Source organism: Altererythrobacter rubellus, from assembly GCF_030284385.1.
GTDB lineage: Bacteria > Pseudomonadota > Alphaproteobacteria > Sphingomonadales > Sphingomonadaceae > Erythrobacter > Erythrobacter rubellus.
The window spans coordinates 885,130-906,331 of the sequence record NZ_CP127221.1; the positions used below are offsets into that span (position 1 = coordinate 885,130).

Sequence of the window (21,202 nt, forward strand, 5' to 3'; positions counted from 1 at the left end):
CTTTTCTATTAACATTGGGGTAAATAGCGAAACCGCTCGAAACTAGGACCACCCCCATGGCAAGCATCGCTCAACCAACACCGAAATCATCCGAGCCTGTGGACACCGCTCCTCGGCATTGGACCGAAGGCAATCCTGATCCATCCGATCTAGATCACATTCCCGGCGAAGGCGGCTGGCCGATTGTCGGCAACACTTTCAAAATGCTGGCTGATCCGCATGCCTTTACCAAGCGCATGGTTGAAACATATGGCCGCGTCTACAAGACACGTGCATTCGGCGGCTGGAATGTCGCCCTGGTCGGACCCGAAGCGAATGAGCTGGTGTTGTTCAACAAGGACAAGATGTTCTCCAGCGAGCAAGGTTGGGGGCCGGTGCTGGATCAGCTGTTCCCGCGCGGCTTGATGTTGATGGATTTTGACCATCACCGGATTGACCGGCGCGCGCTGTCGATTGCCTTCAAGCCTGAACCAATGCGGCATTATTCGGGCGCGCTCAATCGCGGGATCGCAAAGGAGATTGCCGGCTGGGAAGGTGATATGGCCTTCTATACGGCGATCAAGAAGCTTACGCTTGATCTGGCGGCAGACAGTTTCATCGGTATCCCCTGGGGGCCAGAGGCCGATAGGATCAACGCGGCCTTTGTCGACATGGTGCAGGCTTCGGTTGCGCCGGTGCGCCGCCCCTTGCCTTTCACCAAAATGCGCAAGGGTGTGAAGGGCCGTGAGTTCCTGGTCGATTACTTCACCAAGGAAACGCATCGCCGCCGCGAAGAAGGCGGCGGGCAGGATATGTTCAGCCAGTTTGCCACGGCAACCCGCGAGGATGGCACATTGCTGCCGGTCGACGAAGTGGTCGATCACATGAACTTCCTGATGATGGCTGCGCATGATACGATCACATCTTCAGCGACATCGCTAATCTTTCTGCTCGCCAAATATCCGCAGTGGCAGGACAATATCCGCGACGAGATCATCGCTGTCACCGGCGGCCCGGATGCAGAAGGCAATCCGCGCCCGTTGAGTTATGACGATCTGGGCAAGCTTGAATTGACCGAGATGGCGTTCAAGGAGGCGTTGCGGCTTATTCCGCCGGTCCCATCCATGCCGCGCCGGGCGCTCAAGGCGTTTGAATTCGGGGGGTGTTCCATTCCCGCTGGAACTCCGGTTGGAATCAATATTCACCACACGCACCATGATGAAACGCTGTGGCCAGATCCCTCCACATTCGATCCGATGCGGTTTACGCCGGAGAAAGTGAAGGCGCGGCACAAATATGCGTGGGTGCCGTTTGGTGGCGGCGCGCATATGTGTCTGGGCCTGCACTTTGCATATATGCAAGTGAAGATCCTACTCGCGCAATTGCTACAACAATATTCGATTGAAGTGGCGCCGGGATATGAACCGGAGTGGCAGGCGTGGCCGATCCCTCAGCCGAAAGATGGGCTGAAGGTGAGTTTCAGGAAGTTGTGATCTAGCCATCTGCCTCTGAGTTCCTGCGGAGGCAGAAACCTGAAACGGCTGGCAAGTCAACCGTGGCCCTTGGCTCCTGCTTTCGCGGGAGCGCGCGATCTAGAAATCAATCGCGATCCCATCTTTCTCCCAGTCACCGTAGCGCGTGGGAGAGAGCTTCTCGTCGATCTTGCCCGCTTTGGGCTTGGGCGGCGGATCATTGCTCCAATGGGCAGGCTTTTCGAAGTCCCTGGCAGCCCTGGATTTCTTGGCGGATTTCTTGATTGTCATACAAACTAAATGCGCAGACTGGCGCTTGGTTTCAAGCGCGAGTAGGAGCCGCGCATGGTTCAACCTTCCGGAATTCATTCGCGCCGCGCCGCATTAAAGATGCTTGATGCAGTGCTTCGCCGTGGCGAAACGCTGGAACAGGCAGAACATTCAGCGCTTCGTTCGGTCCGCAAGCCAGCCGATAGGGGCCTGGCGCTGGCGATCGCGAATGAGAGTTTGCGTTGGCAGACTGACTTCGATGCAATGATCGACAGCGCGACGAAGCAGCGCCTGCCGGATGATGCAAGGCAGCGGATGGTTTTGCGGATGATGTTGGCGCAGACGCTGCGACTGGAAACTCCGTCACACGCAGTGATTGCCACTGCCTTGCCATTGCTTGCTGGCGGCCCGCGCCGTCTTGCGCATGGCGTCTTCTCGACACTGATCAAGCGCGAGGCAGCATTGCCAGAGGCGCCGAGCCTGCCCGGGCCGGTCATGGAACGCTGGGGAGCGCGCGCTGAGGCCATTGCACCGGGACTGGTCGATCCGCCGCCTTTGGACCTCACTCTGCGCGATGCCAGCGAGACGCAAGCAATGGCTGTGCAATTGGCGGCTGATAGTCTTGCACCCGGCCATTTGCGACTGGCCCGGGGTGAAGCAATTGAAAAAATTGCCGGTTTTTCCGAAGGGAAATGGTGGGTGCAGGATCTGGCAGCATCTCTGCCGGCGCGCCTCTTGGGCAAAGGCACCCATGAATCAGGGTCAAAGCATGTGCTGGATCTGTGCGCCGCGCCGGGCGGCAAAACTCTGCAGCTTGCGGCCAATGGCTGGAATGTAACGGCGCTCGATCTTAGCAAGCGGCGGCTGGGGCTGCTAAAGGAAAACCTAGAGCGCACCGGCCTGAAAGCATCACCATTGCGTGCTAATGCGCTGATTTGGGAGCCGAAGCACCTGTATGACGCGATATTGCTTGATGCGCCATGCACAGCAACGGGCACATGTCGCCGCCACCCCGATGTGCTCCACCGGATCGGTCCAGATCAGATAGAGGAGATGGTGAAGCTTCAGCGCGGTTTGGTGGAACGAGCTGCCACATGGCTCAAACCCGGCGGAGTGCTGATTTACGCGGTCTGCTCGCTCGAACATGAAGAAGGCGAGAACCAAGCCGAGTGGATCAATGCGAATTGCGATCTTGCTCCGCTTGCCATCACAGCCGGAGAGCTGCCTGCGGGGCTGCAGCCAACTGCGGAAGGCTGGTTGCGTACCCATCCTGGTCTGCTGGCGGACGAAGGCGGACTGGATAGCTTCTTCGTCGCGCGTTGGCAGAAGGCTTGACCGCTACGGTCGCTCGCGCAAAGGCTGGCATCATGCACTTGGGCGTTTGCTATTACCCGGAACATTGGCCGCAAGAGCGCTGGAAAACCGATGCGCGCATGATGCGCGAGGCAGGGCTAGCCCGCGTTAGGATTGGCGAATTTGCATGGAGCCGTATAGAGTCGGAGCCGGGTCGTTATGACTGGCAATGGCTCGATGATGCGGTAGATGTTCTCCATGAGGCAGGCTTGGGCATCATCATGGGTACGCCCACGGCCACCCCGCCCAAATGGCTGGTCGACTCCATGCCAGATATGGTCGCGCTCGACCGGCAAGGGCGCCTGCGGGGGTTCGGCTCGCGGCGGCATTATTGCTTCAGCCATGCGGGATATCGCGAGCAAGCGGCGCGGATCACGCGCGCGGTCGCGGAGCGTTACGGCGAGCATCCGGGCATCGTCAGCTGGCAGACCGACAATGAGTATGGCTGCCACGATACGGTTCAGAGCTTCTCGCCTGCTGCGCGCGATGCGTTCCGGCTCTGGTTGAACGAGCGCTACGGCGACATAACGGCACTCAACGAGGCCTGGGGCAATGTTTTCTGGAGTATGGAGTATCGCGGCTTCGATGAAGTCGAGCTGCCCAATTTGACCGCCACGGAAGCGAACCCAGCACATTGGCTTGCGTTCCGGCGATTTTCTTCAGATCAGGTAATCGCCTTCAACCAAATGCAGGTTGAAATCTTGCGGGAGTTTTCGCCGGGCCGCGACATTACCCACAACGCGATGGGCTTTTACACCGGCTATGACCATCATGATCTGGCGAGTGACCTCGATGTGCTGGGGTGGGATAGTTATCCGCTCGGTTTCCTCGAGATGTTCCGCTTTTCGGATCAGGAGAAGTTGCATTTCGCGCGGCAGGGCCAGCCCGACATCGCCGCGTTCCATCACGATCTGTATCGTGGCTGCGCCAAAGATGAGCGCTGGTCGGTGTTGGAGCAGCAACCGGGGCCAGTAAACTGGGCGCGGCACAATCCCGCACCGCTTGATGGCATGGTTGCGCTCTGGACGCTTGAAGCCATGGCGCATGGCGCGGAATTGGTCAGCTATTTCCGTTGGCGGCAGGCACCTTTCGCGCAGGAGCAAATGCATGCCGGATTGCTACGGCCTGATGGAGAGCCAGCGCCTGCTCTTGGAGAAGCGCAGCACGCGGCTGACATTGTCGCGCAGCTGGGCAATGTGGGCCAGCCTGTTCGGCAAGCCGCAGTCGTGTTTTCTTATGATTCGGAATGGATCACGCAGATCCAGCCGCAAGGGGAGGGATTGTCTGCACTTTGGGCGGTATTCGACAGCTACCGCGCGCTGCGCAAGCTGGGTTTGAATGTCGATATCGTTCCACCCCATGCGGACATATCGCCGTACGCGCTCGTAGTGATCCCCTGCCTGCCGATCGTGCCGGAAACGCTGGCGGCATCGCTCGAGAGCTTCGAAGGGCAGGTGATTGTCGGCCCTCGAACGGGTAGCCGGACAATCGATTTCCGCATTCCGGACGAATTGCCGCCTGGACCGTTGCAATCCACCATGCCGGTGAAGGTGACACGCAGCGAAAGCTTGCGCCCCGGGCTGGAGCACGCTGGCGACGGATGGGCGATTGCGCGCTGGCTGGACCATGTCGAAGGCACAATGGAGGCAGAGCTGGTGGCCAAAGACGGTGCTGTGGCTTCTTGGCGCGCTGGCAGCCGGCGCTATCTCGCGACCTGGCCGCTAGGTGCCGTGCTTGACGAAGTGACATCGCGCGCGGTCAGTGAAGCGGAACTTCGAGCGATTGAATTGCCCGATGGTTTGCGCGTTCGGCGGACTGCGAAATACACTTTCGTCTTCAATTATTCGTCGCACAAGGTTGCGATACCTGAAGCGATTGCGGGCGCTCCGATCACCGGTTTACGCGAACTCGCGCCTGCTCGATATGCAGTATTCGCCGCTGACTAATCCTTGCTGTCGAGCCACTTCGCCAGCGCGACACCGCCGGTTATCAGGAACGGCACCAGCACAAAGCTGAGCGTGACCTTTGCGATAACCTGTCCGATCATCAGATCGGTAATGTCGAACTCACCATAAAAAGCGAGCGTGATGAAAATCACCGAATCAATCGCTTGGCTTAGCGCTGAGGCAATCGCGCCGCGCACCATCAGGCTGATCGCGCCGCCTTCGCCATTTCCGCGCAGTTTAGAAAAGATCCATACGTTAAGCAGCAGCGAAGTGATGTAGGCCGCAGGGCCAGCCATCAAGATGCGAGGTGTTTGTCCAAGTACGCGCTCGAAAGCGGCAAGGTCTTCGCGGCGATATTCGATCATCTCCAAAGACGGTGGCAAGCTTAAGGCCAGGAAGATCAGCGCCGCCGAAGCAGCCAAGGGGATGAAGCCGATCCACACCATCTTATTGGCCATTTTTTGCCCGTAGAGCTGCGCAATAGTGCTGGTGATCACAACCAGCATCAGGAACGGGAAGATTCCAGCCTCGACTGCCAATTGGCTGGGCCAAAGCTGCACTTGCTTGAAGGCGACCACACCCGCCAGCACAGTCATCCCGCCATAGAGGATGGCGTAAATGAAGAAGGCGCGCGGTATGCGCAGGTCGGTCGATGAAGCTGCGGTATCTGTCATGCGCGGTTTCTAAGCGGCGCAGGGCGTAAAAGGAAAGCCTTTCCACGCAAATCCTTGTGGGAGTCTTCAGGCGAGCCAACGCGCAGGGTTTGACTAAGCGAAGAGAAACGGCAACACCCAGCGCCAATCTCGATCTTCACGGCAACATAGGGGTCTTATGCCGCAATTCGTCATCAGCCTGTTCGGCATACTCACTATTCTTGGCATCGCATTCCTGCTGTCGAATGGAAAAAAGCGTATCAGATTGCGTGTGGTGGGTGCGGCCTTTGCTCTGCAAATCGTCATGGCCCTGCTCGTGCTACGGACACCCTTCGGAGTGGCAGCCATCGGCGGCCTTTCTAACGGAGTGATCGCGCTTCTGGACTATTCGAAAGTCGGTATCGAAGCTGTGTTCGGCCCTATGGACGCAAACCCTTTCACCAACACATTCCTGATCGCAGCATTGCCGGTGATCGTCTTCTTCGCGGCGCTTGTCGCAATCCTATATCACTTGGGTATCATGCAGCGTCTGGTGCGCTGGGTCGGCGGCGCGCTTGGCTGGATCACAGGGATCAGCCGGGTCGAGGCCCTTGGCAGCGCGGCAAACATCTTCGTTGGCCAATCGGAAAGCCCGCTGGTCGTGCGCCCCTATTTGGCGGCATTGCCTCCCGCGCGGCTTTTCACTTTGATGAGCGTGGGCATGGCAGGCGTCGCGGGCACAATCCTTGCAGCCTATGCGAGCTTCATCGGCTCTGACGCCGTGCCATTCCTGCTTGCAGCGGCATTCATGTCTGCGCCGGGCGGTATCTTGATGGCGAAGATCATCTACCCCGATGAGGAGGGCGATGACGCGCATGACAATGATCCGGTCGAAGTGTCGGAAACTTTTGAAGAAGGGCACCATCCCGCCAACATCATCGAAGCCGCTGCGCAAGGCACGCAGACGGGCGTAAAGCTCGCAGTCGCTGTGGGAGCCATGGTGCTGGTGTTTGTCGCGCTGGTTGCGCTCGCCAATGGCATCTTGGGCGGGGTTGGCGGTCTATTCGGCTATCCTGAGCTGAGCTTCCAGCAAATCATCGGCTACATCTTTGCACCGGTCATGTTCCTGATCGGTATTCCTTGGGAAGAGGCCGGGCTTGCCGGCGGATTGTTCGGGACGAAAGTGGTGATCAATGAATTCGTCGCTTTCATCCAACTGGGTGCGATGGACGCAAGCATGCTGTCCGACCGAAGCCGTGCGATTGTTACCTTTGCACTGTGCGGTTTTGCCAATTTCAGCTCGATCGCGATCCAGATGGCAGTAACGGGCGGACTTGCGCCAAATCAAAGACCTGTGATCGCGCGTCTGGGATTAAAAGCGCTCGCCGCCGGTAGCTTAGCGAACTTGATGAGCGCAGCACTGGCAAGTGTGTTCCTTCCATATTAAGTTAGAGCCATGACAGATATCGCAATCGTTTCGCTCGAGCAGCCGCTCGAAACCATCGCCGACGAGCTGGGCCGCAGTTTTGCCGAATATGGCTTTGCGGTGATCCGTGATCACGGAATTCCGCAAGATCTCATCGATCGCGCCGAGCAAAAGTCGAAGGAATTCTTCGCCCTGCCGGAAGATGTGAAGCGCGATTATCAGCTGCCGGGTGGCGGCGGTGCGCGCGGCTACACGCCGTTTGGCACGGAGAAAGCCAAGGATGCGGAGGTGCAGGACTTGAAAGAGTTTTGGCACGTCGGGCGCAGCTTGCCTGAAGGGCACGCACTGGCCGAATTCATGGCGCCCAATATCTGGCCGTCAGAGATTGAGAGTTTCAAGGATACTTTCAGTCAGCTCTATTCTGCGTTTGAGACAGCTGGCGGCCGAGTGCTGGAAGCGATCGCTATGCATCTGGGGCTTGATCGCGGCTATTTTGCGCCGACCGTCGAAGATGGCAACTCGGTTATGCGTTTGCTGCACTACCCTCCATTGGGCGACGAGGCCCCCGAAGGCGCGATCCGTGCAGCAGCACACGGTGATATCAATACGATCACACTTTTACTTGGCGCAGAAGAGGCAGGGCTCGAACTGCTCACCAAGCAAGGTGAGTGGAAAGCTGTCGATACTCCTGACGGCGCGTTGGTGATCAATGTTGGCGATATGTTGGACCGGCTGACAAACAGCAAGCTTCGCTCGACCACGCACCGGGTTGTGAACCCGCGCGGTGAAGCGGCGAAACGTTCGCGTTTTTCGATGCCGTTTTTCCTACATTTTCGCCCGGACTATGAAATCAGAACGCTGGAAAGCTGCATTGAACCGGGCAAAGAATCGGAAGCGCCCGAGCCGATCTCAAGCCATGAATTCCTGCAACAGCGCTTGCGAGAGATAAATCTCGCCTGACCCGCGCCGGCTCCGTGTGGAAAAAACTGAAATAAACCAATTCTGTTGCGGAGTCGCAACACGGGCGGGAATCCTAGGGATTCTGCGGGTTTGCAAGTTTTTTGCAGTTGCGAAAGGATGAAGCGCGGGTGCGAACGCGCCCCGTTTCATAAATCTGTCACAAAACTGACTTTTGGGCTTCGCTATTCGTCTTTATCGAACGGCATCGAGAATCACTCACCCAACCTCATATTCTCACCAGGGGCTTAATTGTCATGAAACTAAAGTATCTTTTGGCAGCGAGCGTTGTCAGCCTTTCGGCTGCTGCGACGATTGCGACACCAGCTGCCGCGCAAACCATTACATCAGGTGTTGAGGGTCAGGTTGCTGACGAAACCGGTGCAGCCATTCCCGGCGCGACTATTACTGTAACTGACACACGCACCGGCCAGACCCGCACATTGACTGCTGGTTCAGACGGCAACTTCCGTGTCGGTTCGCTTGTACCGGGCGGTCCTTACACAGTGACTGCAACCGCACCTGGTTATGAAGGCCAGACTGTTGAGAACCAGTTCATCAACCTTTCGGGTAACACGTCTTACTCATTCAACCTGACATCGACCGCTGCTGGTGCATCGGACAATGTGATCATCGTGACCGGTGCACGTGCAGGCGCGGTACAGCTGGCGGTTGGCCCGGGCGTAGCGTTCGACACTGCCACTCTGGAAGCTTTCCCGTCGCTTACACGCGACGTTCGTGACATCATCCGCATCGACCCGCGCGTCAGCCTTGAGCAGAACAACGATGTTGATCGTATCTCTTGCTTGGGTGGCAATGACCGCACCAACACCTTTACCGTTGACGGCATCGTCCAGTCGGACGTCTTCGGTCTGAATGGCACACCTTTCGCAGCGCGTAACTCGCTGCCGCTTCCCTACGATGTGATCGACCAGATTTCGGTCGAATTCGCACCGTTCGATGTTGAATATTCTGACTTCACAGGCTGCCTTATCAACGTTGTCACTGAAAGCGGTGGCAATGAATTCAGCGGTTCGGCGTTCTTTACCTACTTTGACGGTGGGCTGTTTGCGAACAGCATCGATGGTCGTCCGCTGACCGCCAACGAAGAGAAGCGCTGGGGTGCAACCATCAACGGTCCGATCATCAAGGATCGCGTCTTCTTTGCATTCGGTTACGAAGAAGCTGATCTTGCTGGCGGTAACAACTTTGGCCCGGCAGGTGGCGGCTTCACTAACGAAGCTGACTTCGTAAGCCAGGCTCAGTTTGACGAGTTCGCGCGTATCGCGCGCGACGTTTATGGCCAGGATGTAGGCGGCTACCCGCGTTCGCTGGCTGAAGGCAACGTACGTTACTTCGGTCGTCTTGACGCGATCATCACCGACGATCACCGCCTTGAGGCGACCTATCAGCGTCTGGAAGAAACCAACATCGAAAGCGACTTCGGTGGCTCGAACCTGACTGGTTTAAACAGCTTCGAAGACGAAGGCACGATCTCGGACTATTACTCGGTTCGTTTGTACTCGGACTGGAGCGATTCAATCTCGACCGAACTGCGCGTTAGCCGTGCAGAAGTTGGCGACGTTCAGGGCCCGGTTGGCTTTGGAGAAGCGCAGTCAGACAATCCAACACCGCGTCTTGTCGTTGGCGTAATGCCCGATGGCACCGCAGTGTCAGGCGGCGGTGTTACCGACAACAACGGTATCCTTTCAACCGGCCCTGGCATCTTCCGTTCGGCCAACCAGCTCGACACGAAGATCGATCAGGCCCGCTTCCAGCTCAACTACGATGCTGACAACGGTCACTTCCTGAAGTTCGGTGCTGAACTTAGTGATCTGGAAGTGTTCAACCTGTTCGCTATTAACGCAACCGGTTCGCTTTACTTCCAGAACTTCGCTGACTTTGAAGCTGGCCTCCTGTCACCAGGGACCGAGCTGTTCCCCAACGCAGACGAAGTTGCCAATGGCGAAGCACTGGGTGGTGACATCAACGCCGGTATCGATGGAGACATCAACAACGCAGCGGCAAGATTCAGCCGACAGATCTATTCGTTCTATGCTCAGGACGAATGGCAAGCGACCGATCAGCTGACTGTTAATGCAGGCATGCGGGTTCAGATCTATGATGGCGATGCGCCAGCGGCGAACCCGAACTTCTTGGACCGATTCGGCTTCACCAATGCCAATTCGTTCGCGAAGATCGATCCGGTATGGTTGCCGCGCCTTTCAGCCACCTATGAGTTCGACAATGAGGGCTTCTTCTCCAACAGTCGCGTGACAGGTGGTGTAGGTGTCTTCTCGGGCGGTGACCCGGTCGTGTATTTCTCGAACGCATTCTCGAACAACGGATTCTCGAGCGCGCTCGGAACGACACGTTTCGATTGCGGTGCGGGCGATATCGCTGTTGATCCGGTAACCGGCCAGTATGACGTTGTGACTGGTGGCGGATTCACCGGCTTCCCTCAGTGTGCGATTGATGGCGGTGCTGCTGATGCGGCGGCTGGACGAGCTGATGTTCAGTCGACCAACCCGAACTTCAAGGTGCCGACCGTTACGCGTGCAAGCCTGGCGTTCCAGACAGACATCGGTGCGGAAACCGGCTTCTTCAGCAACTGGAACCTGCAGCTCGACTACATCTATTCGCGTTACAACAATGCGTTGAACTTCGTCGACCTGTCGCAGACCCCTGATATCCGTCAGGGCCTCAATGGTTTCACCGTAGACGGCCGCCCGATTTATGCAGCGATCGATACCACCGTTGCTGGCTGTGACGCTGTGCTTCAGGGCGATGGCGGAACTCCGCCGGTCTACACCAACGTATCGGCGGCTTGCTTTAACACCGGTCGTGACGACGAGATCCAGCTGACCAATGACGGTAGCTCTGAGTCGCACTCGATCTCGGCAGTTCTGCGCAAGCGGTTCGAAAGCGGCCTGTTCACCGATGGTGGCAGCACCAATGTAACGTTCGGTTACGCGTTCACAGACTCGAACAACGCACGTAACAACCAGTCTTCGACGGCAACCTCGTCGTTTGACGTTACCGCGGCGTTCGACCGTCAGGATCCGGCTGTCTCGACTGCGACCACGGAAACCCGCCACAACTTCACTGCGGCGGTTAACTTCAAGGAGCAGTTCATTGATGGTTACGACACCAGCATTGGCTTCTTCTTCCGCGCACGCGAAGGCCGTCCGTACAGCTTGACCTTCGATGGTGGCGGTGTGTTTGCTGACAGCTCGTCGGGTAACGACAACGCGCTGCTCTATGTCCCGTCAGGCGTGAGCGATCCGAACGTATCGCCTCTGTCTGATCCGGATGCAGTTCAGGCCGTGGTCGATTATGTGAATGCGTCGGGTTGTAAGTTCACCCCAGGCGCCACAATCAAGCGCAACACCTGCCGCAACGATTGGCATGTTGATATGGACCTGCGCTTCAGCCAGGAACTGCCGTTCCTCGGAAGCCTGACCGGCATCAAGGAAGATCGCATTGAGCTCTTCGCGGATGTCGCCAACTTCCTCAACCTGCTTGATAGTGGATGGAACATCCTGAAGTCGCGTGGTGGCTTTGACGGTCTCGTCTCTGTCGCTGATGCGGATGTAGACGATGAAGGTCGTTACATCATCGATGACTTCAATCCAGACGATCAGAACTTCATCGCGATCAACCCGTCAGCATGGCGTATCCAGGTTGGCGTTCGCTACGAGTTCTAATCCTCGCGAACAATTGCTAATCTAACGAGCGGCGGGGCCTTCGGGCTCCGCCGTTTGCTTTTGTGCGCCCACTTGGCCTAGCATTTGCCATCTCACGCCAGGCAAAAGGCAAATCGCGATGCCACAAACAGGATTTCTGAAGCGCGAGCGGAAACTGCGTCTGGGCATTGTCATCGCGTTGGTGCTGTTCCACCTGCTTGGCCTTTACGGATTGACGCGCGCGCTCGCCCCCGATTTCACACAGGCGATAGAGCGCAACGTGGTCGAGGCTTTTACCGTTACGATTACCGCGCCGCCCGAAAAGCCGGAACAGCCGGACGAAGGGATGCAAGGTGATCCCGGCAAAGAAGCTGTGCCGCAACCTGGCAGCGCGCCAAGCCCGCGTATCCCGCCAGAGCGGCGGCGTGAATTGCCTCAGGCCGCGTCTACGGGGCAGGCCAACACTTCGGGCGCAACTGCAAACGGTGATGGCACCGGTGCGAGTGGTGTGGGTGATGGCACAGGCAGTGGAGATGAGGGTAGCGGTCAGGGCTCTACGCTGGCGAGCAAGCCGGTGCTGATCCGCTCGATCACCGATGCCAGCGCGTTTCCGATACCGCCCGGTGGCCGCAAAGCGCGCATCGGCAAGTCTGTGATTGTACGGCTGAGGGTGTCACCACAGGGGCGGGTGACCAACTGTAGCGTCTACCGCGCCAGCCCATTTCCCGAAACCGACGCGGCGGTCTGCGAGTTGGCCTACGAACAAATCCGGTTTGAACCCGCGCGAGACAGCAATGGCAATCCGGTTGCCACGGTGTTTTATTACCAGCAGCGTTTTTTCAACTAAGTGATCAGATTTGGGCTTACTTGGGTGCTGCGAGCATCTTCTGCCCATTGTTACGGATCGCCTTCTCGATTGCAGGCTCGACAAATGAAAGCATGCCGGGAAGCTGCACTTCGAAAACGACCTGCTCTTCGTAAACATCGATATGACCGGTAACTGTCTGATTCATGGCGGTTATGTGCAGCGCCATGCGATCTTCCTCGACCCAATCCATTTCGACATCTGCCATGCCGCCGGGAATGTAGTCCACGATCTCGTGGCTGCGATCATTCAAGCGGCGGCGCACTTCCTCGCGGCCCAGATCGTGGGGAAGGGCTACTCTCACTTGCTATTGTCCTCCAACACTTCGGGCCCGCCATAGCGGTATTCGAGATATCGATCCTTGATCGCCAGATCGTCAAGTGCGCCCTCCGCCAACCGACGGGTCACCCGGTCAACTTCGCCTGAAAGCTTGGTCAGGCTGTCAACCAACCGCTCGTCCGCGGTCTTGCCTGCATGCGTTTCCTGTCGCAGATGCGCGGGTATCTTGCAGTAGTTGTCGATCGTTTCGGGGATGTAATCGCCAACCAGTTCGCGGACTTCGTTGATGTTCGGATCGTTCTGATCGACGGTGGCAAGCTGCATGCCCAGCGCATCAAGCTGTACACCCATGGTGTCGATCAATTGCACTGCTGGTGCCGGCAGCGCAGGGCGTTGTGCCTCCAGCCAAAGCTCGGTGCTGGCAACCATTCGCTTGGCGTCGCCTTTCTTGAGGTCCTGGCGCTGCGGAACCTTGATCTTGCGACCGCGTGTGATGACGCCCACCGCAACCACAGCCGCCAACAATGTCAGCATGATGCCTGTAAAACCGATCCCGTCGATGATCAGGCCGATCGCAACGGCCGCTGCCCAGATGCCGGCAAAGGCGATCAGGATGCGCTTGAGCATTTTCCTCCAATGCTTCGACTTCGCTTCAGCGGAGAAACGCCCGATCGATTCCGCCGACCGGTGCGTGCCGCCGTAATCGCGATTGGTGACCAAGCTTTGGCCTGCCGCGCTCAAGATCTGGTCGGATTCGCGAGTTGTATCTGGCATCAATAGCCGCCCTTAGCTTTCAAGCGTCAGCAGAGAAGGCTCGGATGATGCGACCTTTTGCTGTGCCTGAGCCTGGCCTTCGGCGCGCGCGATATAGCCCTTGGACTTCTCGACTTCGGCTGACAGCGTATCCACAGTCTGCTTCATGCTGGACAAGGCGCGAACCTTGAAGTCGTCGACCTCGTCCATCGTGTCATAGATATTCTGGAATGCGCGTTGCAGCGTCTCCATCGGGATGGTGGATGATGCGGCTTGCTCGTGAATTTGCCCGGTCTGTTCGCGCAGCAGCGTGCTGGTCGAATCAATAATTCCCGCCGTCGTGTTATTAAGGGCAGTGATCTGGCCCAGTACAAGACGCTGGTTGGTCATCGCCTGCGCAACAGTCACCGCAGTGCGTAGCGCGCCCACCGTCGTGGTACTGGCGCGATCAACGCCTTTCACCAGCTCGATATTGTTCTTCTTGACCAGGTCGAGCGAGAGATAACCCTGCACGCTGACGGCCATTTGGGTAAGCAAGTCCTGTGTGCGTTGACGAACGTAAAACAGCGCACTTTCACGCAAGGCCTTTGCTTTCGCCGGATCGGTAGCATCAAGCTCGTTGGCTTTTGCTTCCAACCGTTCATCGAGTGTCTTGGCGATATGGATCATCTGTTCCAGCTCGCCCATGGCTTCCCACAGCTTCTGCCGCTCTACATCGATCGCAGCATTGTCTTCGTGCAGCTCTTTCTTGCCCGACGCGAGCCGTTCCAGGATTGCCTGAATGTGCCCTTGTGCAGAGGTATAGCTGTCAAAATACCGGTTCAGCTTATTCCCGAACGGAATGATGCCGAACAGCTTGCGCCCGCGCAGTTTGCCCTTGCGGCCCGGATCAAGGTCTTCAACTGTTTTGCGCAGATCCATCAGATCGTTGCCTACGCCGGTCTCCTGATCCATCGCGCGGACGGGACGATCAAGGAAACGGTTGGACATGGCCGCTGCAGCGCGGATTTGTTCCTGACCCATGCGGGTGATCTGATCGACTTTCTCACCAAAGGCTGGCGAGTTGGCATCTTCTGCCACCAGATCATCGACAAAACTGTCAACCTTCTCGTCCAGCTTGGACTTTTTCTCTTCCGCAACAGGGACGAGACCAGCGGCTTTCTCCGGTGCAACGGTCGGCACAGGATCAGGCGGCGTCAGATCAAAATCGGTGGCCGTCTTTGTGGCCGTTTCCTGCGTGCTCATGATCGGTATTCAGCTCCTTCAAGCGAAAAAACGCCGCCTCTTTGATACTGTATTAGTACCCTAAGACACAAACTTCAAGGATTCTGCCTGAAACCAATCAGTTCGTCTATGCTTTCGTTTGGTTTCGCAAACGGGTAAGTGGAGGCGGGATTTTCCATGGGGGACGGATTAGTAACTTGAACGGTACACCTGAGCCAAAGCCGGTTTCGCCTGAAATCAAGGCCAGCGAAGCAACTTCCAGTGTCTCGAATTTTGGCCGCGTCATATTCAGCTGGCGCCGGTGGTGGCTGCAAGATGTGGTCGGGACCGTCGATCAGGCATCAGTGATCGAAAAGCGCCGCGACGATTGCGGACTGACAGAGCGTTACCTGTTCATGACAGCGATGTCGGGGGGGATCGCGATCCTAGGCCTGCTGCTTTCATCGCCAGCGGTTGTGATCGGCGCAATGCTTCTCTCTCCGCTGATGGGGCCGATCATGGGGTTGGGGTTTGCGTTGGCGATCTGGGACTATGACTGGATCAAGCAATCCGCACGCTCGCTGGCTTGGGGCACAGTAATGGCCGTATTGCTGTGCGCGCTGCTTGTTTTTGCCTCGCCGATCCAGACGATTACGACAGAAATCGCGGCGCGAACCAAGCCCAATATCTTCGATCTCTTCGTGGCATTCTTCTCCGCTCTGGCGGGTGCATATGCGATGATTCGCGGCCGCGAAGGCACGATTGTAGGCGTGGCGATTGCTACCGCCTTGATGCCGCCGCTTGCAGTGGTTGGCTTCGGCCTGGCTACCTGGAACGGAACGGTCTTTTGGGGCGCTTTGCTGCTGTACATCACCAACCTGATTACGATAGCGCTCACAGCCTTGGTGATGGCAAGGCTTTACGGCTTTCGTACCGCTTTGAGCGGCAAACAGACTGTCTTCCAGAACTTCGCCGTCGTCGGTGTCTTTGTGGTTCTCGCAATCCCGCTTATTCTTTCGCTTCAATCGATCGCATTTGAAACCAATGCGCAAAGGCAAGTGCGCGCTGAACTGCTTGATAATTTCGATCCGCGGTCGCGGCTGGGGCAAGTGGATATCAATTTCGACACCGAACCCGTTCAGGTTGATGCGACTGTCTTTACGCCGCAGCTAGAGGCGGATGCCGAGGTTGATTCTGAGCGTGCGTTGACGCGAATCCTTGGTCGCCCGGTCGACCTGTCCCTCAACCAAGTCCAGTCGGGCCGGAGTGCCGCCGCTGCGCAGCAGGCTGAACTGTCCGCGACCCGTGCGCGCGAAGAGGAAGCGGCCCAGCTGCGAGCCGAGCAATTGGCCGAGCGCTTGTCCTTGGTCGCTGGCGTTTCCGAAGAAGAATTGACCATTGACCGTCAGCGGCGCCGGGCGATTGTACGCGCCCGCCCGCTAGATGGTGCAACCCTTGCAACCTATCGCGAGCTCGAGTTGCGTATCGCTGCGACCGAGCCCAATTGGACAATCGAATTGACCCCGCCACGGCTGCCATTGCCTGCGGTCACATTTGTTGATGGAGCTCCCGATCAGGCGGGCGTTCAGTCTGTCCAATTGATTGTATGGGCGGCGCGCCGGCTGAATATGCCGGTTTCGATTACAGGTCAGGCAGACGAAGTCGAAGCGATCGAAGCGATGCTGACCGCCGCCGGATTGACCGTGGAAAGCAATGTTCGGCGACGCGCCGGGACGCTGCAAGCCAGTTGGGGTGGGATTGCCGAATAGCGGGCCAAAGGCGCTTAGGCAGCAATCTCCAGCGGCACAATCTCGCCCGCCAGATACAACTTCTTAGCCTTCGCGCGACTCAATTTGCCTGAGCTGGTGCGAGGAAGCGTGCGTGGCGGCACCAGTTCCACAACGCAGCTCATGCCGGTTACGCCGCGAACCTTGTCTGCGATCTCATTGCGCAGTTTGACCCGTTCTTCAGGGTCAGACACGCGGCAATGGACCAGCACCGCCGGTGCTTCTTCGCCATTCTCTTTCTCGACGGAAAAGGCCGCGATATCGCCATGGTTGAATCCGGGCAATTGCTCGACCGCCCATTCGATATCCTGCGGCCAATGGTTTTTACCATTGATGATGATCATGTCCTTGGCGCGCCCGACAATGAACAGATAACCCTTGTCGGTATAACCCATGTCACCTGTGTCGAGCCAACAATCGACCAGGCATTCCTCAGTCGCTTCCGGATTCCGGAAATAGGAATGCATGACGCTGGGGCCTTCGCACCAGACCTTGCCGATCTGGTGATCTCCTTTAACCGCACCATTCTCGCCGCGGATCTCGACTTTCATGTCAGGCACCGGTTTGCCGCAATTGACGATGGCACGGTATCGGGCCGGGCGTGACAGATCGCGCGGAGTGCCGGACAGGCGTTCTTCCTCGACCAGTTCGACGCGTATTCCTTCACCTGGGGGCATGACAGTGACCGCGAGCACGCTTTCAGCCAAACCATAGCTGGGCGTAAAGGCGCTGGCCTTGAAGCCTGCGTCGCTGAACGCATTCACGAAGCTTTGCATGACATCCGGGCGGATCATGTCCGCGCCATTGCCGGCCACGCGCCAGCGCGACAGATCAAACCGGTCGGCGACATGGCTCTGGCTGGAGATGCGGCGCGCGCAGATATCGTATCCGAATGTTGGCGAGTAAGAGAGCGTTGTGCCCTTATTGCGGCTGATCAGATCGAGCCATGCCAGTGGACGCCGCGCGAAGGCATCAGGTTTCAGATAGTCGCAGCTGACCTGGTTGGCGATCAGCGAGAGGAAACAGCCGACCAGACCCATGTCATGATACCACGGCAACCAGCTGACGCAGCGGTCACCTTCCCCAACATGCATGCTGGTGGAGTGGCCGTACAGATTGTGCAGCAGTGCGCGGTGCGTCACTGCTACGCCGGTCGGGAAACGGGTCGAGCCGGATGAATATTGCAGATAGCAAATGTCCTCCGGATCAGCCTTCGGCAGTTCGCATTCGGGCGCTTCGCGTGTCTTGAATTGCTCGTAGGCTTCGCCTGCACAACCCTGACGCTCAGCCGCGGCGGCTGCCATCTCGCCGATCTCTTCCGGGTAAAGCAGAAGCTTTGGGTCCGAGCTGTTCAGTTGGACGGTCAGCTGATCGATATAGCTTTCCTTGCCACCAAATGATGTAGGCAAGGGTAGCGGCACAGGCCACGCGCCAACATAAACGCAGGCGCAGAACATGGCTGCGAAATCCGGGCCGGTTTCCGCGATCAGGGCAACGCGGTCTTCCTTGCCAATTCCGTAGGCGATCAGCTGGCGCGCCATGACCAATGCGTCGTCGCGCATTTCGGAAAAAGGATAGGGGCGCTCCAAAGTGCCCCGCATATCGTGGAAATTGAGCCCCTTTTGGCTCCGTGCGGCGTAATCGATCGCTTCATTAAAGGTCGAAAAGTCCGATTTGCGCCGTGGCAAAGGACAATCATTCGGCGTCGGCTGCAATGCGGCGTCGGTCATAATTATCTAGCGGAACCCGTTACTTGTGGCATCTGAAACAATACCATTTTTGTCACCAATGCGGAAAAAACCCTCATTCCGCAACCAATCCATCTTTCCCATTTGATAAGGAGTGTGGCACGAATAAGGCGAAATGGCCGTAAAGCAAACCCGCTCATCGCGCAAAACGCGCGCCGCAACGCCGTTGGATCAGGCCAAACTGCGCGATTTGGCGCTTACATATGTCGCGCGATTTTCCACCACTCGAGCCAAACTGGTAACGTATCTGCATCGCAAGATTCGCGAACGCGGAGTGGAAGAGGGGGCTGACACTCTTGATGTCGACGCGGTTGCAGATCGGATCGTCGAGTTGGGCTATATTGACGATGCAGCTTACGCGCAGGCCAAGTCTGCCGGTTTGCTGCGCAAAGGTTATGGGAGCAGGCGCGTGGAACAGGCCCTGCGCTCAGCGGGTGTGGATGAAACTATCCGAAGCGATGTTGCCCCCGATGAAAGCCATCGCCGTCATGCTGCAATGGCCTTGGCCAGCAAACGCGGGTTCGGGCCGTTTGGGCGTGATTTCGATGCGTCTCGTGGAATTGACCTCGCCAAGCGTGAGAAACAGATTGCAGCGATGGTGCGCGCAGGCCATGATTTCGCTGCGGCCAAAGCCATAGTGGATGCATCCAGTATGGACGAAGCAGAGCAATGGGTTTCTGAAGCAGAGGACGATTGGACATGACTTTCAAATGGGCAATGCTGGCGTTGAGTGCGTGCATGCTGATCGGGTGCTCGCCAGCGTCCGAAGTCAATGTTGTGGCCAGCCCCAGCGAAGCCGCTGTTGCAGAAGGCGAGGTCGAGCGTCACCCCTTGTCGGGGCTGCAAGTCATGGATCTGACCGTGCAGTCGGGTGAGACAGTCCATACATTTCGGGTTGAACTGGCCGATACCGATGAAGCGCAAAGCCGGGGTCTGATGTTTCGTACCGAGCTGGGCGATTTTGAAGGGATGCTGTTCCCGTCTGACGGGCCGGAGCCGCGCAGCTTCTGGATGAAGAACACTCCGCTTTCGCTCGACATCATCTTCGTGGGCACCGACGGTCGGATCTTGAATATCGCCGCCAATACGGAGCCCTATTCGCTCCTGTCGGTGTCGTCAGGCGGATTGACGAGCGCGGTATTTGAGCTGCGCGCAGGGCGCTCGGCCGCGCTTGGCATCAAGCCGGGCGATAAAGTGGAATATTCGCTGCCGGAATGACGTTCCTGCTTGGCCATAAACGCGCATTGGGCTAAGCGCAGCCTCGCTATGGGAATCTTCGACAAAATATTCACCTGGTGGGATGGCGCGACCATTGGCACCATGCTCTACACCGCTCGCAAGGGCGAGCATGTCGGCACGGATGCGCAAGGTAACAAATATTACCGCTCCAAATCCCAGCAGGGTCAGCAAGAGCGCCGCTGGGTGATCTATGATGGCAATAATGATGCAAGCCGCGTGCCGGCTGAATGGCACGGCTGGCTTCACGGTGCGTTTGGCGATGTCCCTGAAAGCTATTTGCCGCCGCCCAAGATTTGGGAAGCTGATTACACGCCCAATGCGACGGGAACGGCCGCTGCCTATCGCCCGCAAGGGGCGCTGGAGCGCGGCGGAAAACGCGCCAAGGCTACAGGCGATTATGAGGCATGGAGCCCGGAAGGCTGATCATGCGCGTTATGCGCCTTGGATCGGTTGCGCTTGCGGCTTTGTTGATCGCGGCCTGTTCGCAAGGCGACGTCGCTCCTGAAGATTCGGTCACCACTCAGATGCCGGCGCGAAGTGTTCAGGAATTTGCGGCTGGGGACGCGATGGACGTGGCCGACGGGGCGGAAATCGGCACGCCGATGCAAGAACGCGTCGCCACGCTGGGCTTGCTCAATAAACGCAACAATTCGAGCCAGGATATCCAGATCGCGCCAGGCGAAACCCAGACATTTGGCGCTATCCGCATCACTCTGAGCGCGTGCGAGCGTACCGCGCCATGGGAAATGCAGCGCGAAACCGGTGCTTTCGTTCAAGTGGCAGTGCAACCACGCGGTTCGGACAATTTCGAGCGGATTTTCTCAGGCTGGCTATTCAAGGAATCGCCCAGCCTCAACGTCGTCGAACACCCGGTCTATGACGTTTGGGTCAAAGATTGTGCAATGAGCTTTCCAGGCGAAGAGTGACCGCGCTCAGCATCGCTGAGCAGCGTTTCGTGCGCTTTCGGCAATGTTGTAAAGGGTGAACCGCCGCAATGCGCCAGCGCTTCCAGATATTGCTTCTGCGTGATCTCAACCGCGCCCATCGAACGCAAATGATCGGTCATAAACTGGCAGTCGAGTAGCCTGTATCCCGCTGCATTCATCAGCGATACGAGCCAACCGAGCGCGACCTTGCTGGCATTGCTGCGCTGGCTGAACATGCTTTCGCCGCAGAATACCTGATCGAAGCTGACGCCGTACAGCCCACCGACCAGCTTCTCTGTTCCATCTTCCATTGCCCAGCACTCAACCGAATGCGCATGCCCCGCGCGGTGAAGCTGACGATAGCTGGCGATGATCCGCTCGCTGATCCAGCTTTCAGGATGATCCTCGCGCGGCTGCGCGCATGCGTTCATAACTTCGTCAAATGCTTCATCGACTGAGACGCGGAACACATCTTTCGAGATCAGTTTACGCAGGCTTTTCGACGCACGAAACCTGTCCAATGGTATGATCGCGCGCTCTTTGGGCTCGACCCAGAAGACTTCAGGGTCATCGCGCCTGTCGGCCATGGGGAAAATGCCGCTGCGATAGGCAAGCAGCAACATCTCGGCTGGTATGGGTGGAGGAAACGGTGAATGCATGGGGATAGCAGCATAGCAGGCT

General features: G+C 57.6%; 19 protein-coding genes. 12 read left to right on the top strand and 7 right to left on the bottom strand.

Going from position 1 to position 21,202, the window contains the following annotated elements; genetic code table 11:
* Positions 1-56: 56 nt before the first annotated feature.
* Positions 57-1,472: a cytochrome P450 gene (locus tag QQX03_RS04470; RefSeq protein ID WP_285976669.1), complete on the top strand. Its 1,416-nt coding sequence runs from the start codon at positions 57-59 to the stop codon at positions 1,470-1,472.
* 99 nt (positions 1,473-1,571) lie between these two features.
* Here the strand turns inward: QQX03_RS04470 and QQX03_RS04475 are convergent, their stop codons facing one another.
* Complete coding sequence (locus QQX03_RS04475; protein ID WP_285976670.1) at positions 1,572-1,742, bottom strand: DUF1674 domain-containing protein; 171 nt, start codon at positions 1,740-1,742, stop codon at positions 1,572-1,574.
* 54 nt (positions 1,743-1,796) lie between these two features.
* Between QQX03_RS04475 and QQX03_RS04480 the strand changes: the two genes are divergently transcribed.
* Together QQX03_RS04480 and QQX03_RS04485 are read left to right on the top strand one after the other, a co-directional pair.
* Positions 1,797-3,056: an RsmB/NOP family class I SAM-dependent RNA methyltransferase gene (locus QQX03_RS04480; RefSeq protein ID WP_285976671.1), complete on the top strand. Its 1,260-nt coding sequence runs from the start codon at positions 1,797-1,799 to the stop codon at positions 3,054-3,056.
* A 32-nt stretch (positions 3,057-3,088) separates the two neighbouring features.
* Positions 3,089-5,020 (top strand): beta-galactosidase, encoded by a 1,932-nt coding sequence (locus QQX03_RS04485; RefSeq protein WP_285976672.1) that lies wholly within the window; start codon positions 3,089-3,091, stop codon positions 5,018-5,020.
* On the opposite strand, the gene QQX03_RS04490 is transcribed toward QQX03_RS04485, so the two are convergent.
* Complete coding sequence (locus tag QQX03_RS04490; RefSeq protein ID WP_285976673.1) at positions 5,017-5,694, bottom strand: queuosine precursor transporter; 678 nt, start codon at positions 5,692-5,694, stop codon at positions 5,017-5,019. The genes QQX03_RS04485 and QQX03_RS04490 overlap by 4 nt on opposite strands.
* Before the next feature lie 157 nt (positions 5,695-5,851).
* On the opposite strand from QQX03_RS04490, the gene QQX03_RS04495 reads away from it, so the two are divergent.
* The 4 genes from QQX03_RS04495 to QQX03_RS04510 all read left to right on the top strand — a co-directional run bounded on the left by QQX03_RS04495 (position 5,852) and on the right by QQX03_RS04510 (position 12,568).
* Positions 5,852-7,099, top strand: a complete 1,248-nt coding sequence (locus QQX03_RS04495; RefSeq protein WP_285976674.1) for a NupC/NupG family nucleoside CNT transporter — start codon at positions 5,852-5,854, stop codon at positions 7,097-7,099.
* A 9-nt stretch (positions 7,100-7,108) separates the two neighbouring features.
* Entirely contained in the window at positions 7,109-8,038 is a 930-nt protein-coding gene (locus QQX03_RS04500; RefSeq protein WP_285976675.1) for an isopenicillin N synthase family dioxygenase, read from the top strand.
* Positions 8,039-8,292: 254 nt separating this feature from the next.
* A complete protein-coding gene (locus tag QQX03_RS04505) occupies positions 8,293-11,742 on the top strand; it encodes a TonB-dependent receptor (protein ID WP_285976676.1) in 3,450 nt (1,149 codons plus the stop codon).
* 118 nt (positions 11,743-11,860) lie between these two features.
* A complete protein-coding gene (locus tag QQX03_RS04510) occupies positions 11,861-12,568 on the top strand; it encodes a TonB family protein (protein WP_285976677.1) in 708 nt (235 codons plus the stop codon).
* Positions 12,569-12,584: 16 nt separating this feature from the next.
* Here the strand turns inward: QQX03_RS04510 and QQX03_RS04515 are convergent, their stop codons facing one another.
* Genes QQX03_RS04515 through QQX03_RS04525 form a run of 3 tightly spaced genes read right to left on the bottom strand, consistent with a single transcriptional unit; the run spans position 12,585 to position 14,866 of the window.
* Positions 12,585-12,890, bottom strand: a complete 306-nt coding sequence (locus tag QQX03_RS04515) for a polyhydroxyalkanoic acid system family protein (protein ID WP_285976678.1) — start codon at positions 12,888-12,890, stop codon at positions 12,585-12,587.
* Positions 12,887-13,639: a hypothetical protein gene (locus tag QQX03_RS04520; protein WP_285976679.1), complete on the bottom strand. Its 753-nt coding sequence runs from the start codon at positions 13,637-13,639 to the stop codon at positions 12,887-12,889. The genes QQX03_RS04515 and QQX03_RS04520 overlap by 4 nt, the downstream gene beginning before the upstream one ends.
* Positions 13,640-13,651: 12 nt before the next feature.
* Positions 13,652-14,866, bottom strand: coding sequence for a toxic anion resistance protein (locus tag QQX03_RS04525; RefSeq protein ID WP_432762844.1), 1,215 nt, complete (start codon positions 14,864-14,866; stop codon positions 13,652-13,654).
* Positions 14,867-15,039: 173 nt separating this feature from the next.
* Between QQX03_RS04525 and QQX03_RS04530 the strand changes: the two genes are divergently transcribed.
* Positions 15,040-16,590, top strand: coding sequence for a TIGR00341 family protein (locus QQX03_RS04530; RefSeq protein WP_285976681.1), 1,551 nt, complete (start codon positions 15,040-15,042; stop codon positions 16,588-16,590).
* Positions 16,591-16,604: 14 nt separating this feature from the next.
* On the opposite strand, the gene QQX03_RS04535 is transcribed toward QQX03_RS04530, so the two are convergent.
* Positions 16,605-18,338, bottom strand: coding sequence for a fatty acyl-AMP ligase (locus QQX03_RS04535; protein WP_285976682.1), 1,734 nt, complete (start codon positions 18,336-18,338; stop codon positions 16,605-16,607).
* A gap of 133 nt (positions 18,339-18,471) precedes the next feature.
* On the opposite strand from QQX03_RS04535, the gene QQX03_RS04540 reads away from it, so the two are divergent.
* Genes QQX03_RS04540 through QQX03_RS04555 form a run of 4 tightly spaced genes read left to right on the top strand, consistent with a single transcriptional unit; the run spans position 18,472 to position 20,521 of the window.
* Positions 18,472-19,059, top strand: coding sequence for a regulatory protein RecX (locus QQX03_RS04540; RefSeq protein ID WP_285976683.1), 588 nt, complete (start codon positions 18,472-18,474; stop codon positions 19,057-19,059).
* A complete protein-coding gene (locus tag QQX03_RS04545; RefSeq protein WP_285976684.1) occupies positions 19,056-19,574 on the top strand; it encodes a DUF192 domain-containing protein in 519 nt (172 codons plus the stop codon). The genes QQX03_RS04540 and QQX03_RS04545 overlap by 4 nt, the downstream gene beginning before the upstream one ends.
* A 48-nt stretch (positions 19,575-19,622) precedes the next feature.
* The gene (locus tag QQX03_RS04550; RefSeq protein WP_285976685.1) at positions 19,623-20,018 is read left to right on the top strand and encodes an NADH:ubiquinone oxidoreductase subunit NDUFA12; all 396 of its coding nucleotides are present in this window, start codon (positions 19,623-19,625) and stop codon (positions 20,016-20,018) included.
* A complete protein-coding gene (locus QQX03_RS04555; RefSeq protein WP_285976686.1) occupies positions 20,000-20,521 on the top strand; it encodes a DUF2155 domain-containing protein in 522 nt (173 codons plus the stop codon). Before QQX03_RS04550 ends, QQX03_RS04555 begins: the two co-directional genes overlap by 19 nt.
* Here QQX03_RS04555 and aat read toward each other — a convergent pair.
* Positions 20,470-21,180, bottom strand: a complete 711-nt coding sequence (aat, locus tag QQX03_RS04560) for a leucyl/phenylalanyl-tRNA--protein transferase (protein WP_285976687.1) — start codon at positions 21,178-21,180, stop codon at positions 20,470-20,472. The genes QQX03_RS04555 and aat overlap by 52 nt on opposite strands.
* Positions 21,181-21,202 lie beyond the last annotated feature (22 nt).

Bases quoted from the DNA above. Each gene is read 5' to 3' on its own strand.
- QQX03_RS04470 (WP_285976669.1), top strand. From the start codon at position 57: ATGGCAAGCATCGCTCAACCAACACCGAAATCATCCGAGCCTGTGGAC.
- QQX03_RS04490 (WP_285976673.1), bottom strand. From the start codon at position 5,694: ATGACAGATACCGCAGCTTCATCGACCGACCTGCGCATACCGCGCGCC.
- QQX03_RS04500 (WP_285976675.1), top strand. From the start codon at position 7,109: ATGACAGATATCGCAATCGTTTCGCTCGAGCAGCCGCTCGAAACCATC.
- QQX03_RS04495 (WP_285976674.1), top strand. From the start codon at position 5,852: ATGCCGCAATTCGTCATCAGCCTGTTCGGCATACTCACTATTCTTGGC.
- QQX03_RS04540 (WP_285976683.1), top strand. From the start codon at position 18,472: ATGGCCGTAAAGCAAACCCGCTCATCGCGCAAAACGCGCGCCGCAACG.
- QQX03_RS04480 (WP_285976671.1), top strand. From the start codon at position 1,797: ATGGTTCAACCTTCCGGAATTCATTCGCGCCGCGCCGCATTAAAGATG.
- QQX03_RS04550 (WP_285976685.1), top strand. From the start codon at position 19,623: ATGGGAATCTTCGACAAAATATTCACCTGGTGGGATGGCGCGACCATT.
- QQX03_RS04475 (WP_285976670.1), bottom strand. From the start codon at position 1,742: ATGACAATCAAGAAATCCGCCAAGAAATCCAGGGCTGCCAGGGACTTC.
- QQX03_RS04505 (WP_285976676.1), top strand. From the start codon at position 8,293: ATGAAACTAAAGTATCTTTTGGCAGCGAGCGTTGTCAGCCTTTCGGCT.
- QQX03_RS04485 (WP_285976672.1), top strand. From the start codon at position 3,089: ATGCACTTGGGCGTTTGCTATTACCCGGAACATTGGCCGCAAGAGCGC.
- QQX03_RS04510 (WP_285976677.1), top strand. From the start codon at position 11,861: ATGCCACAAACAGGATTTCTGAAGCGCGAGCGGAAACTGCGTCTGGGC.
- QQX03_RS04535 (WP_285976682.1), bottom strand. From the start codon at position 18,338: ATGACCGACGCCGCATTGCAGCCGACGCCGAATGATTGTCCTTTGCCA.
- QQX03_RS04520 (WP_285976679.1), bottom strand. From the start codon at position 13,639: ATGCCAGATACAACTCGCGAATCCGACCAGATCTTGAGCGCGGCAGGC.
- aat (WP_285976687.1), bottom strand. From the start codon at position 21,180: ATGCATTCACCGTTTCCTCCACCCATACCAGCCGAGATGTTGCTGCTT.
- QQX03_RS04555 (WP_285976686.1), top strand. From the start codon at position 20,000: ATGGAGCCCGGAAGGCTGATCATGCGCGTTATGCGCCTTGGATCGGTT.
- QQX03_RS04545 (WP_285976684.1), top strand. From the start codon at position 19,056: ATGACTTTCAAATGGGCAATGCTGGCGTTGAGTGCGTGCATGCTGATC.